12 protein-coding genes are annotated in these 12,918 nt (G+C 62.9%); 11 read left to right on the forward strand and 1 reads right to left on the reverse strand.

The features are described from left to right. The first annotated feature begins 167 nt into the window (after positions 1-167). The 6 genes from NKJ67_RS07540 (at position 168) to gnd (ending at position 6,399) form a co-directional block, all read left to right on the forward strand. Complete coding sequence (locus tag NKJ67_RS07540) at positions 168-524, forward strand: hypothetical protein (protein WP_352580950.1); 357 nt, start codon at positions 168-170, stop codon at positions 522-524. Positions 525-621: 97 nt separating this feature from the next. Continuing rightward, positions 622-1,161 (forward strand): copper chaperone PCu(A)C, encoded by a 540-nt coding sequence (locus tag NKJ67_RS07545; protein ID WP_352580951.1) that lies wholly within the window; start codon positions 622-624, stop codon positions 1,159-1,161. Between the two features lie 41 nt (positions 1,162-1,202). After that, positions 1,203-1,721, forward strand: coding sequence for a YcnI family copper-binding membrane protein (locus NKJ67_RS07550; RefSeq protein ID WP_352580952.1), 519 nt, complete (start codon positions 1,203-1,205; stop codon positions 1,719-1,721). A 53-nt stretch (positions 1,722-1,774) separates the two neighbouring features. Next, the gene (locus tag NKJ67_RS07555) at positions 1,775-3,412 is read left to right on the forward strand and encodes a copper resistance CopC/CopD family protein (protein WP_352580953.1); all 1,638 of its coding nucleotides are present in this window, start codon (positions 1,775-1,777) and stop codon (positions 3,410-3,412) included. Positions 3,413-3,594: 182 nt separating this feature from the next. Next, positions 3,595-4,740 (forward strand): trypsin-like serine peptidase, encoded by a 1,146-nt coding sequence (locus NKJ67_RS07560; protein ID WP_352580954.1) that lies wholly within the window; start codon positions 3,595-3,597, stop codon positions 4,738-4,740. Between the two features lie 231 nt (positions 4,741-4,971). Beyond that, positions 4,972-6,399, forward strand: a complete 1,428-nt coding sequence (gnd, locus tag NKJ67_RS07565; protein WP_352580955.1) for an NADP-dependent phosphogluconate dehydrogenase — start codon at positions 4,972-4,974, stop codon at positions 6,397-6,399. A gap of 9 nt (positions 6,400-6,408) precedes the next feature. Here gnd and NKJ67_RS07570 read toward each other — a convergent pair whose 3' ends face one another. After that, positions 6,409-7,464: a LacI family DNA-binding transcriptional regulator gene (locus NKJ67_RS07570; protein WP_292334094.1), complete on the reverse strand. Its 1,056-nt coding sequence runs from the start codon at positions 7,462-7,464 to the stop codon at positions 6,409-6,411. Between the two features lie 403 nt (positions 7,465-7,867). Here NKJ67_RS07570 and NKJ67_RS07575 point away from each other — a divergent pair, with 403 nt between their 5' ends. The 5 genes from NKJ67_RS07575 to NKJ67_RS07595 all read left to right on the forward strand — a co-directional run bounded on the left by NKJ67_RS07575 (position 7,868) and on the right by NKJ67_RS07595 (position 12,913). Further along, positions 7,868-9,106, forward strand: coding sequence for an ABC transporter substrate-binding protein (locus NKJ67_RS07575; protein WP_127382134.1), 1,239 nt, complete (start codon positions 7,868-7,870; stop codon positions 9,104-9,106). Between the two features lie 81 nt (positions 9,107-9,187). Further along, positions 9,188-10,075, forward strand: coding sequence for a carbohydrate ABC transporter permease (locus tag NKJ67_RS07580; RefSeq protein WP_352580956.1), 888 nt, complete (start codon positions 9,188-9,190; stop codon positions 10,073-10,075). 2 nt (positions 10,076-10,077) lie between these two features. After that, complete coding sequence (locus NKJ67_RS07585) at positions 10,078-11,010, forward strand: carbohydrate ABC transporter permease (protein WP_292695750.1); 933 nt, start codon at positions 10,078-10,080, stop codon at positions 11,008-11,010. 5 nt (positions 11,011-11,015) lie between these two features. After that, positions 11,016-12,113: an ABC transporter ATP-binding protein gene (locus tag NKJ67_RS07590; protein WP_023812494.1), complete on the forward strand. Its 1,098-nt coding sequence runs from the start codon at positions 11,016-11,018 to the stop codon at positions 12,111-12,113. Positions 12,114-12,166: 53 nt separating this feature from the next. Beyond that, on the forward strand, positions 12,167-12,913 hold the full coding sequence (locus NKJ67_RS07595) for a sugar phosphate isomerase/epimerase family protein (RefSeq protein ID WP_127328238.1): 747 nt from the start codon (positions 12,167-12,169) through the stop codon (positions 12,911-12,913). Positions 12,914-12,918 lie beyond the last annotated feature (5 nt).

Raw genomic sequence — 12,918 nt, forward strand, 5'->3', positions numbered from 1 at the left:
GCATGTCGTTGTCCCAAAGCCGCTATACACTTTGGGGCGACATGCATTGACCCTGCCGCGTTGGCGCCGCGGCGATTTGGCGATTTTCCACCCGCCAGCCCTGTGCTAGGAATGTCGCATTGCTGCGAAGAGGCAGGGCTTTGAGCGTATCGAGGAGACGGTGGAGCATGCCGGTCGCGCTGGTCGCGGCCTATCTGCTGTTGCTCCAGTCGACGCTCGGAGCATTCGCCTTCGGCACCGGTCCCAATGCATCGCAGCTCGACGCCTTTGGCAACGTCATCTGCACCCATGAGGGCGCAGCCCAGCTTCCCGGCGGCAACCAGCAGCCGTCCCATCTTCCGGCATGCTGCGTGCTCGGCTGCAGCATGGTTTCGGCGGCCTTTGCGCCGCCGCCCGGTGCTGGCCTGGCGCTGGGCAGCCTTTCCTTAAAAACGGTCGCCTTTGTTTTTCCGGCGGCCATCCATCTCGACTTTGCGCGTGAGCGCTCGCCGTCGAACCCGCGCGCGCCGCCGCTGACGGCCTGAGCCTGTTTGCCCGGCGGAACTTTTCGTGGGCGTACCCATCCAAAGATCAAACTGCTCGCGACCGGCAACGGCGCGACCTTCATTTCATGGAGCAACCATGTCCTATTTTTTCACTGACGCCGCGCGTCCTGCGCCAGGCGGCATTCTACGCGGCATCGAAGAGCGTGTCGGCATTGCCGTGCTGGCACTTGCGCTGCTGTTCACAGGCGCCCAGTCCGTCCTCGCGCATGAGTTCAAGGTTGGCGATCTCGAGGTCGGCCACCCTTGGTCGCGCGCCACACCGGCCGGCGCCAAAGTGGCCGGGGGTTATTTCACCGTCACCAACAACGGCAGTGCACCGGACCGGCTGGTGTCGATTTCCTCCGATGTTTCTGAAAAGACCGAGCTGCATGAGATGGGCGTCAAGGACGGCGTCATGACCATGCGGCCGGTTGCCGGCGGCCTGGAAATTCCGGCCGGCGGCAAGGTCGCCCTTGCGCCTGGCGGCTATCATTTGATGTTCATCGGCCTGAAGCGGCAACCCAAACAGGGCGAAAAGTTCTCCGCCACCCTGACCTTCGAAAAGGCCGGCGCCGTCAGCGTCGATTTCGCTGTCGAAGGCATGGGCGGTGGCGCCATGGACGATCACGCCAATTGATCCGGCCGGTTCGACAAATTTTGAAAATCCGAGGGACCATCATGAACAAATATCTTTTGTCGGCCGGCGCACTTCTCGCGCTCGGAACCAGCGCCGCCTTCGCGCATATCACGTTCGAAACCCAGGAGGCGGCGGTCGGCTCGACCTACAAGGCCGTTTTGCGGGTGCCGCATGGCTGCGAAGGCAAGGCGACGACCGCCGTGCGCGTGCAGATTCCGGAAGGGGTGATCGCGGTGAAGCCGATGCCGAAGCCTGGCTGGACGCTACAGACCAAGAAGGGCAAGTACGACAAATCCTACCAACTCTACGGTCAGGCGGTTGCCGACGGGGTCAAGGAGGTCGACTGGAGCGCCGGCAGCCTGCCCGATGAATTCTACGACGAGTTCGTCTTCCGCGCGACGTTGACGGCGGATCTCCCGGCGGGCCAAAAACTCTACTTCCCGGTGGTGCAGGAATGCGACGGCGCCGCCGATCGCTGGATCGATATCCCGGCGGCAGGGCAGGATGAAGACGCGCTGGAAAGCCCGGCACCCGGCATCAAGCTGCTGCCGAAGAAATGATCTCCCAGGCGGCGCGCCCTTTCGAGCGCGCCGCTCCTTTTCGTGGCGGTGACATGAGCACGACCTCCTTCCTGCAAACGGCTTCCATGACCGGCCAACGCGCCGGCCGGCTTGCCGCCGGCCTGTTGGCCGTGATCGTGTTTCTTGCCAGCCTTGCCGTGTCGGATCAGGCCTTTGCCCATGCCGCGCTGATCAAGACCGACCCGGCCGACGGCGCGGTGCTGGCACAGGGGCCGGCGCAGTTCTCGCTGACCTTCAGCGAGCCGGTCTCGCCTCTGGTGCTGACGCTGGTGAAGCCCGACGGCAAGCCGGTTCCGCTAACGTCATTCCGGCTCAGCGACCAGACCGTCGAGATCGACAATCCGCAGCCACTCAAGTCCGGCACGCATGTCTTGAGCTGGCGCGTCATCTCCGCAGACGGTCATCCCGTCGGCGGATCGCTGCTGTTTTCCATCGGCGCGCCCAGCGAGCCGCCCGCCGTATCCGAAGCCGTCGACTGGCCGTTGCGGTCGGCTATCTGGACGGGCAAAATCTTTCTCTACGTCGGCCTTTTCCTCGGCGTTGGCGGCGCCTTCGCGCTTGCCTGGTTGGCCGGAAGTGGCCGTGCCGGGCAGCGCTTCGTTGCAGCTGCAATCCTGAGCGGGCTGGTCGCGTCGTGCCTGTCGCTCGGCCTGCAAGGTCTGGACGCATTGGGGGCGCCGCTCTCCCATCTGGCACAATCGGTCGTCTGGCGGACCGGGCTCGGCACCAGTTTCGGCTGGACAGTGCTGGTCGCGCTGATCGCGCTGGGCCTTGGCCTGCTGTCGCTGGCCGGTCCCCGCGCCACCGCCAAACCATTGGCGCTGGTCGGCCTGGCCGGGGTGGGGGTTGCCCTTGCCGCCAGCGGCCATGCCAGTGCCGCCGAACCGCAGTGGCTGACGCGGCCGATGGTGTTCCTGCACGGCGTCGGCATCGCGTTGTGGGCCGGCGCATTGATCCCACTCGGGCTGGCGCTGAAGGGGCAATCGGCGGGGGCCACGCCATTCCTGCGGCGGTTTTCTTGGGCGATCCTGCCCGTGGTGGCCGTGCTTGCCGCTGCCGGCGTCGTGCTTGCCGTCATCCAGGTGCAGACACCCGCGGCTTTGGTCGAGACCGCCTATGGAAGGCTGCTGCTTATCAAGCTGGGGCTGCTGGTCTTTCTGTTCACGCTTGCTGCCGTCAATCGCTGGAAACTCACCGCATCGGCCGAGGCGGGATCGACGGAAGTTCAACGCAGGCTGGTCCGCTCGATCGGCGTCGAGATGTTGATCGTGTTGGCGATTTTCGGCGTTGCCGCGGGCTGGCGCTTCACACCGCCGCCCCGAGCCCTGGCGATTGCGGCAGCGCAACCGGTGTCGGTTCATATCCACGCGCTGCAAGCGATGGCCGATCTCAGCATCACTCCCGGCCATGCCGGCCCGGTCGTTGCCTCGATGGTCATCATGAGCGGCGATTTCGGCCCGCTCGACGCCAAGGAGGTGACGCTTGTGCTGTCAAAACCCGATTCCGGCATCGAGCCGCTGAAGCGCGCTGCGAGCAAGCCCGGTGACGGCAGCTGGCGCGTCGACAACCTCGTCATCCCGGTGCCGGGCCGGTGGACGGTGCGCATCGACATCCTGGTCTCGGACTTCGAGATGGTGAAGATCGAGGCGCCCGTCGATATCAGGCCGTAGCGTCGGCCTTATTGTCCTCACGAAATAGCACCCGCAAAAAGGAGCGACCCAGTCGGCAAATGACGACTGTCAAAATGGTCGCTTTCGTTCGACCTTGGCGGCCATCACTTCGGTTTCGATGCCAATCGCGGTCGTCTCGCCCTATCGAGGCGCATTGGCAAGGGCAAGCGAGGACAAATCGCATGAAGAAGGATCAACGCCTCTCCACTGCGGGGAACGAGAATGCCGGGCGCAACAGGCGACCACCAAACCTCAAGGCGCTGGCTGCGCACAACGACCTTGGCGCTCTCATCGAAAAACTTGATCGTGATCCGACGGAGCCGATGCCTGTCGACATCATCAATCATCTCAGCCTGGGCCGATTTCCGGACGCCCGCAAGGTGGCTGAGCGGGTCTCTGCGCCGAAGGGCTATGTGCCGCGATTGGAATCGAGGCTCAACCTGCCTGTTGCGAAGGCCGTCGCGCGGCCTGAGGGCAAGCCGACGCGCACGGGCAGGCGAAACGAGGATCTGCTCAAGGCCTATGTTCCTCGCCATCTCGCCGTGCGAACGGTCCCACGGTTGCGACCGTTCTTTGCTGGACCGGACGGCGATATTGCCGTCAAGCGGTCGGGGCTTACGGCTATCGGCATGGATCTGGTGGCGTTTCCCTGGTCGGCGATAGGCCACATCCGCACCTTCTCCGAAGGCAAGGAGCTTCCAGGAGGCACCGCCTTCATGGTTGGGCCGAACCTGTTGATGACAGCCAGCCATGTCATGCCGTGGGACTACAGCGGCAACTGTCAAATCGAATTCACGCCGGCTATGTACCCGGGTCACTCCCCTCGCTTCGGCTCCACATGGGTCAGCGACTGGTATGGCGTCAGGCATGACGGCTTCTGGGATATGGCGTTCAAAGCGGATGCCAGCGACTATGCAATCTGCAGGACGATTGATCCGATTGGCAACGTCTGCGGCTGGCTGGGTACGCAGGCCTTCGACGACCACGATGAGTATTTCGACCATCTTTACATGAGCGCTGGCTATCCTGATTTCGCCGCCGGATACCCGGCTGTCGAGCTGGCTGCCTTCATCAGAGATGTCGACGGAGACAAGCATGCGCGCGAGCTTGAAACGACAAACTTCGCCGGCCACGGGTGGTCGGGAGGACCTCTGTTCGGCTTCATCCGCGACGACTGGCGCGTCGTGGGAGTTTGCCATGGCCAGGAAACCGAGTTCGTGGTTCCCTTCCCGCCTTGGAACCCGCCTTGGAATGTGAATCTGCTCTTTGCCGGAGGGGACGCAATGGTGGATTTGGTCTACCATGGCTATGCCAACTACAATTTCTGAACCCGCTTTTCCCTCGACGCCGGCACCTGAACTTCCCGGCGGCTGCGCCAATTGCCAATCTTCTCGGGCTCTGGTCTTCACGTTCGATCCGCGCAACACAATTCGGCGAGGCGGTTGACGCGGCCCGAAAGGCCCGTCAATCATCCCGTGAAGAATGGCATCCCGTGATGAATGGGCATCCCCGCAAATCGCGGGCTCGAACCAACAAGATCCGAAAGCAGGGAAGAAACGATGGAAAATGCCGAAATCGGCCTGATCGGCCTTGGCACGATGGGCTCCAACCTGGCGCTCAACATCGCCGAGCACGGGCACCGCATCGCTGTTTTCAACCGCACCAGGGCGCACACCGACGCTTTCATCGAGAACGCCGGCGCGCTCAGGGACATGGTCGTGCCCTGCTACAGCCTGGAAGAGCTTGCCGCCGCCATCCGGCCGCCGCGCCCGATCATCATCATGGTGCTGGCCGGCAAGCCGGTCGACGAACAGATCGCGGCTCTGCGCGGCGTGCTGTCGGCCAATGACATCGTCATCGATGCCGGCAACGCCAATTTCCGCGACACGATGCGGCGCTTCTCCGAGCTTTCCGGCTCGGACCTCACCTTCATCGGCATGGGCGTATCCGGCGGCGAGGAGGGCGCGCGCCACGGGCCGTCGATCATGGTCGGCGGCACGGAGGACTCGTGGAAGCGCGTCGAGAAGGTGCTGACGGCGATCTCCGCCAAGTTCAAGGACGAACCCTGCGCGGCATGGCTCGGCACCGACGGCGCCGGCCATTTCGTCAAGACCATCCACAACGGCATCGAATATGCCGACATGCAGATGATCGCCGAAATTTACGGCATCTTGCGCGACGGCTTGGGCATGGGGCCGAAGGACATCGGCACGGTGTTTTCCAACTGGAACAAGGGCCGGCTCAATTCCTACCTGATCGAGATCACCGCCAAGGTGCTGGCATCAGACGATCCGAAGACCGGCAAGCCGGTGGTCGACATCATCCTCGACCGCGCCGGCCAGAAGGGCACCGGCAAATGGTCGGTCATCGAGGCGCAGCAACTCGGCATTCCGGCGACGGCGATCGAGGCGGCGGTGGCGGCACGCGTTCTGTCATCGATCAAGGACGAGCGGCTGGCGGCGGAAAAGGCCTATGGCAACGCCGGCGTCACGAAGATTTCAGGTGACAAGGATGCCCTGCTGAAAGATCTGGAACTGGCGCTGTTCGCCGGCAAGATCGCCGCCTACGCCCAAGGATTCGCGGTGATGAGCGGCGCCTCCAAGGAATTCAACTGGAACCTGCCGATGCCGACCATCGCCAGGATCTGGCGCGCCGGCTGCATCATCCGCTCGCAGATGCTCGACACCATGGCGGAAGCCTTCAGCAAGGGCGGCGCCTCGACCAACCTCCTGATGGCCCCGGCCTTCATCGCGCTGATGCAGGAAGCGCATCCGTCGCTGCGCCGTATCGTGGCGAGGGCTTCGGAGGCCGGTTCGCCGGTGCCGGCGCTGTCTTCCGCACTTGCCTATTTCGACAGCTACCGCCAGGGCCGCGGCACCTCGAACCTGATCCAGGCGCAGCGCGACTTCTTCGGCGCGCACGGCTTCGAGCGCATCGACGACAAGGGCGCTTTCCATGGGCCGTGGGGAAGCGGTGCGGCTGGCTAGCCCAAGGGCCTAAACGGAAACCGGCGGGCTGAACGCCTGAACCTCGCTGGTGGCGACCAGGCGCTGCAACGAGCCGGGTGCGGCGCCGCCGATCCAGCCGAGCACGGAGCGGGCGAGATCGGAGCCGGCCAGGCGGAAGTTCTCGTTGACGACGAGCAATTCCGGCCGGAACAGATGCAACAGGTCCGACGACTGCTTGGACACGACATCGACGTCGCGGCCAAGCTTGAGGCCGGCATCCTCGATGCCGGCGACGATCGCCAGTGTCGCGGCGGCAGCGCTGCTGACGAAGCCGTCCGGCCTGTTCTCGCGGCGCATCACCTGCGCGGTCCTGGTCCTGATCTGCTCGATCGTGTGATCGATGGAAACGGTGTTGAACGGAATTTCGCTGGCTCCGACCTCGCTCAGCGCATCGGCAAAGCCGTTCAGCGTGTGGCCATAATAGGTCAGCCCGGGCGGCGGCGACAGAAGCGCCAACTTGTGCCTGCCCATGCTCGCCAGGCGGCGCACGGCTTCCATCGCGAAAACATGGTTGTCGAAGTCATGGTAGGGATGGACGAGGCCCATGTCGGTGCGGCCATGCGTGGCAAAGGGCATGCCGTGCTCGAGCATGTAGCGGGCGCGCGGATCGTTCGGTTGGGTGCGCGAAATGATGACGCCGTCGGCCGAGCCGGTCTCGACGAGATAGCGGATCGGCTCCATCGGATCCTGCGAGCGGGAATAGGGCGTGACGATCAGGTGATAGGGCGTTTCGGCGAGCACTTCCGAAACGCCGTAGATGATGTCCGAGACAAAGCTCATGATCTCGCGGTCAGTGTTGAGCACGAGGCTGATGACATTGGTCCTGCCGGTGCGCAGACGCACGCCGGCGCGGTTCGGCCGGTAGCCGATTTGCTTGGCGACGAGCTGGACGCGGCGCCTGGTTTCGGCGCCGATTTCCGGGGCATCCTTCAAGGCGCGTGACACGGTGGTGACGCCGAGCCCGGTCATGAAGGCAAGCGTCTTCAACGTCGGCCGTCCCTGTGCCGAGGTCTCCCCGCTCTTGTCCGTACGTTGTCTGTCCATTCGTCCCGCCCGTCAGGCGCATAGCAGCCGCGAGCCATGTCGGCAATCGCCGTCATGGCGATACGATATGCGTTCCAGCCCCGGTAAAGTCTCAATATACTGAAACGTTACAGATTGCCATATCGAGTTACATGTCCCTCGCCCACGAGGTGGATGGTTCTTTTGCGAAACGCTTGGGATTCCAGGAGAAATCGCCTCTGCCGCCGCCTTTTGCCCGTATCAGGCGGCATTTCGGTGTTTGCGCCGCAGCAAACCATGCTGCAGTGCATGAGAAGCGCGATCATTCATGCGAATTTGTTCGCGGTCCGAAAAAATATCGGGGGCGCTTCGTTGATGGGTTGCACAGCCCGCGCAATTGCCGTATCGAAAATCTGTAACGTTTCAGATTCTGGGAGGAGCCGAAATGCGATACAAACTTTTGACCGCTGCGCTGGCAGCGACGGCCGCGTTGCAGTTTGCCGGCCAGGCGGCCGCGACGGACCTGGAAGTCACCCATTGGTGGACGTCGGGCGGCGAGGCGGCGGCGGTTGCGGAACTTGCCAAGGCATTCGATGCGACCGGCAACCACTGGGTGGACGGCGCCATTGCCGGCTCCGGCGGAACGGCGCGGCCAATCATGATCAGCCGCATCACCGGTGGCGATCCGATGGGCGCCACGCAATTCAACCATGGCCGGCAGGCGGAAGAGCTGGTGCAGGCCGGCCTGATGCGCGACCTCACCGACGTCGCCACCAAGGGCAAGTGGACTGATGTCGTCCGGCCGAAGAGCCTGCTCGACGGCTGCACCATCGACGGCAAGATCTATTGCGTGCCCGTCAACATCCATTCCTGGCAGTGGTTGTGGCTGTCCAACGAGGCCTTCGAGAAGGCCGGCGTGCCGTTGCCGAAGGACTGGAATGAATTCGTGGCGGCAGCGCCGGCGCTGGAAAAGGCCGGCATCATCCCGCTCGCCGTCGGCGGACAGGCCTGGCAATCCTCCGGTGCCTTCGACGTCCTGCTTGCGGCAGTGGGCGGCACGGACACGTTCCTCAAGGTCTACAAGGACAAGGATGCCAAATTCGCCGCCGGGCCCGAAGTCGCCAAGGTCTTCAAGGCCGCGGACGATGCCCGCAAGATGGCGAAGAACACCAATGTGCAGGACTGGAACCAGGCGACCAACCTGGTCATCACCGGCAAGGCCGCTGGCCAGATCATGGGCGACTGGGCACAGGGCGAATTCCAGGTTGCCGGCAAGACCGCCGGCAAGGATTACACCTGCCTGCCAGGCCTTGGGCTGAACGAGGTGATAGCCACGGGCGGTGACGCCTTCTACTTCCCGCTGCTCAAGGATGCCGACAAGAGCAAGGCGCAGGAGGTGCTGGCCGAGACGCTGCTCGATCCCAAGACGCAGGTTGCCTTCAATCTGAAGAAGGGATCCCTGCCGGTGCGCGGCGACGTCGATCTCAATGCGGCCAACGACTGCATGAAGAAGGGCCTAGCCATTCTTGCCAAGGGCGCCGTCATGCCGTGGACGGACCAGTTGCTTTCACAGGACACCCAGAAACAGAAGGAAGACCTTTTCGCCGAATTCTTCGCCAAGCCGGAACTGACCGTCGAAGACGCGCAGAAGCGCTTCGCCGACCTCATCGCTTCGGCGGACTGACGCTGGAGGCAACCCGCCTCGCTCCCGGCCTTGCGAATGCGGGGCCGGGAATGCACCGCCCTTACCCAGCCGGCTGACGAGATGAGCAAGAGCGCACGCCCCAACCTTCTGTTCCGCAACCTCAATGCGAAGGTCGCCTCGATCCCGATGATCCTCACCGCCATGGTGGTTTTCGTCGGCGGCACCGTTTGGACGGTGCTCTATTCCTTCACCAATTCGAAGCTCCTGCCGCGGCTGAATTTCGTCGGACTAGACCAGTATTACCGGCTGTGGGCGGCGCCGCGCTGGCTGATCTCGATCGAGAACCTGTTGATCTACGGCGCGATCTCGCTGGTGTTCTCGCTGGTCATCGGTTTTCTGCTTGCCGCGCTGCTCGATCAGAAGATCCGCTTCGAGGACACGTTCCGCACCATCTTCCTTTATCCTTTCGCGCTCTCCTTCATCGTCACCGGCCTGGTCTGGCAGTGGTTGCTCAACCCGGATTTCGGCATCCAGCATGTCGTGCGGGACTTAGGCTGGACGAGCTTCAGCTTCGACCCGCTCTATAATTCCAGCATCGTCATCTACGGCATATCGATCGCTGCGCTGTGGCAAGGCACCGGGCTCATCATGTGCCTGATGCTGGCCGGCCTGCGCGGCATCGACGAAGACATCTGGAAGGCGGCGCGCGTGGATGGGATCCCGATGTGGAAGACCTATCTGTTCATCGTCATCCCGATGATGCGGCCGGTCTTCATCACCACGCTCGTCATCATCGCTTCCGGCATCGTCAAGGTCTATGACCTGGTCGTGGCCCAGACCAGCGGCGGCCCGGGCATCGCATCCGAAGTGCCGGCCAAATACGTCTACGACTATATGTTCTTCGCCCAGAACCTCGGCCAGGGTTTTGCCGCCTCGACCATGATGCTGCTCTCGGTGGTGATCGTCATCGTGCCTTGGGCCCATCTCGAGTTCGGGCGACGCAAATGAGCATTGCAGACATCACCGCTCAAGCAAGCGTTGCCGCCGGCGCGCGCCAGGACATCGCAGGGCCCTACGGTCCAAAGCCGCGCCGCATGATTTCGCGCCGCAATGTCTTCCTCTACGGCACATTGTTCGTCATGGCGGTCTACTACCTCTTGCCGCTCTATGTCATGATCGTCACCTCGCTCAAGGGCATGCCGGAGATCCGGCTCGGCAACATCTTCTCACCGCCGCTCGAGATCACCTTCGAGCCGTGGGTCAAGGCGTGGTCGACGGCCTGCACCGGCCTTAACTGCGACGGGCTCTCGCGCGGCTTCTGGAATTCGGTGCGGATCACCGTGCCGTCGGTGCTGCTGTCGATCGCCATCGCCTCGGTGAATGGTTATGCACTGGCCAATTGGCGCTTCAAGGGCGCCGATACGTTCTTCATCATCCTGATCGTCGGCGCCTTCATTCCCTACCAGGTGATGATCTATCCGATCGTCATCATCCTGCGCGAGATCGGCCTCTATGGCAGCCTCAGCGGACTGGTGATCGTCCATTCCATTTTCGGCATGCCGATCCTGACGCTGCTGTTCCGCAATTATTTCGCCTCGATGCCGGAAGAGCTGTTCCGGGCGGCACGCGTCGACGGCGCCGGCTTCTGGGGCATCTTCCTGCGCATCATGCTGCCGATGTCGCTGCCGATCTTCGTCGTCGCCATCATCCTGCAGGTGACCGGCATCTGGAACGACTTCCTGTTCGGCGTCGTCTACACCCGCCCCGACACCTATCCGATGACGGTGCAGCTCAACAACATCGTCAATTCGGTGCAAGGCGTGAAGGAGTACAACGTCAACATGGCCGCAACCATCCTGACCGGGCTTGTGCCGCTCATCGTCTACTTCATTTCCGGCAAGCTTTTCGTACGCGGCATCGCAGCCGGCGCGGTGAAGGGGTGATGGCGATGACGGCAGCCAATGATACCAGCGTTTCGATCCAGGACCTGTCATTGAATTTCGGCGCGGTGACCGTCCTGGAGACGCTCAATCTCGATGTCGCCGATGGCGAGTTCATCGTGCTGCTCGGGCCGTCCGGCTGCGGCAAGTCGACCTTGCTCAACTGCATTGCCGGCCTGCTCGACGTTTCCGAGGGCCGCATCTTCATCAAGGGCAAGAACGTCACCTGGGAAGAGCCCAAGGACCGCGGCATCGGCATGGTGTTCCAGTCCTATGCGCTCTATCCGCAAATGACGGTGGAGAAGAACCTGTCCTTCGGGCTGCGTGTCGCCGGCACGCCAAGAGAAGAGATCGCCAAGCGGATCGCGCGGGCGGCTGAGATCCTGCAGATCGAACCGCTGCTGCAACGCAAGCCGGCCGCACTTTCCGGCGGCCAGCGCCAGCGCGTCGCGATCGGACGGGCGCTGGTGCGCGATGTTGACGTGTTCCTGTTCGACGAGCCGCTGTCCAATCTCGATGCCAAGCTGCGCGCCGAACTGCGCGTCGAGATCAAGCTGCTGCATCGCAAGCTGCAGAACACCATGATCTACGTCACCCACGACCAGATCGAGGCGATGACGCTGGCCGACCGCATCGCGGTGATGAAGGGCGGCGTTATCCAGCAGCTCGATGCGCCGCAGACCATTTACAACCGCCCGGTCAACCGCTTCGTCGCCGGCTTCCTTGGCTCGCCCGCAATGAACTTCGTCGATGGCCGCCTGGAAGACGCCGACGGCGGCTGGCGGTTCGCGGCCGAGGATATCAAGATCCCGCTCGGCACTTACGACTTTGCCAAGCCTCCGGCTCCCGGCCCCGTCACATTCGGTATCAGGCCCGAGCATGTCAGTCTGAACAGCGGCACCGGTTGGCCGTTTTCGATAGCCGCCAATGTCGAGGTGGTCGAACCCATGGGCTCCGACACGCTGGTCTGGCTGAAGCTTGCCCAGCAGAATTTCAGCGTCCGAGTGACCTCGGAACGCACGCCCAAGAATGACGAGGCGGTGACGCTTGGCTTCGATCCGATGCGCGCTTCGCTTTTCGACACTGCAACGGGCACACGCATCTAGCTTTTGAGAACCAACCTTCCAACGACAATCCCCAAGCGAAACGGACAGAGACGATGAATTGGTCATTCCAACTTTACAGCGCCCGCAATTTCCAACCCTGGGACGGTGTGCTCGCCATGCTCGGCAAGCTCGGCTACGCCCAGGTCGAAGGTTTTGGCGGCGTCTATGATGATCCCGTGGCATTCCGCGCCGAGCTCGACAAGAACGGGCTTGCCATGCCGACTGGGCATTTCTCGATCGACGCGCTCGAGAACGATTTCGACGGCGTGCGCAGAACCGCCGACGCACTTGGTATCACGCTGCTCATCTGTCCCTTCCTGATGCCCGACCAGCGGCCATCAGACGTGGCCGGGTGGCGCGGCTTCGGCGAACGCCTGGCCAAAGTCGGCGACGCCGCGAAAAAGGCCGGCTACGGCTTTGCCTGGCACAACCATGATTTCGAGTTCAAGAAACTTGCCGACGGATCGGTGCCGCAGGATCACATCCTGTCATCCGCGCCCGATGTCAGCTGGGAGATGGACGTTGCCTGGGTGGTGCGCGGCGGCGATGATCCGTTGTCGTGGATCGAAAAGCACGGCAAGCGCATCAGCGCCGTCCACGTCAAGGACATGGCCAAGCCCGGCGAGGGGCTGGATGAGGATGGCTGGTCGGATGTCGGCCATGGCACCATCGACTGGGCCGGTCTGATCAAGGTGTTGCGTGCCAAGAGTGCTGCCCAATACTACGTCATGGAACAGGACAACCCCAACGACATCGAGCGTTTCGCCCGCCGCTCCATCGCAGCCGCCAAAACCTATTAGGAGCA

The sequence above is a fragment of the Mesorhizobium sp. M0088 genome (assembly GCF_040322895.1).
Lineage (GTDB): Bacteria > Pseudomonadota > Alphaproteobacteria > Rhizobiales > Rhizobiaceae > Mesorhizobium.

Coding starts and splice junctions, on each gene's coding strand:
- NKJ67_RS07560 (WP_352580954.1), top strand. CDS start 3,595: ATGAAGAAGGATCAACGCCTCTCCACTGCGGGGAACGAGAATGCCGGG.
- gnd (WP_352580955.1), top strand. CDS start 4,972: ATGGAAAATGCCGAAATCGGCCTGATCGGCCTTGGCACGATGGGCTCC.
- NKJ67_RS07595 (WP_127328238.1), top strand. CDS start 12,167: ATGAATTGGTCATTCCAACTTTACAGCGCCCGCAATTTCCAACCCTGG.
- NKJ67_RS07575 (WP_127382134.1), top strand. CDS start 7,868: ATGCGATACAAACTTTTGACCGCTGCGCTGGCAGCGACGGCCGCGTTG.
- NKJ67_RS07550 (WP_352580952.1), top strand. CDS start 1,203: ATGAACAAATATCTTTTGTCGGCCGGCGCACTTCTCGCGCTCGGAACC.
- NKJ67_RS07540 (WP_352580950.1), top strand. CDS start 168: ATGCCGGTCGCGCTGGTCGCGGCCTATCTGCTGTTGCTCCAGTCGACG.
- NKJ67_RS07555 (WP_352580953.1), top strand. CDS start 1,775: ATGAGCACGACCTCCTTCCTGCAAACGGCTTCCATGACCGGCCAACGC.
- NKJ67_RS07570 (WP_292334094.1), bottom strand. CDS start 7,464: ATGGACAGACAACGTACGGACAAGAGCGGGGAGACCTCGGCACAGGGA.
- NKJ67_RS07580 (WP_352580956.1), top strand. CDS start 9,188: ATGAGCAAGAGCGCACGCCCCAACCTTCTGTTCCGCAACCTCAATGCG.
- NKJ67_RS07545 (WP_352580951.1), top strand. CDS start 622: ATGTCCTATTTTTTCACTGACGCCGCGCGTCCTGCGCCAGGCGGCATT.
- NKJ67_RS07590 (WP_023812494.1), top strand. CDS start 11,016: ATGACGGCAGCCAATGATACCAGCGTTTCGATCCAGGACCTGTCATTG.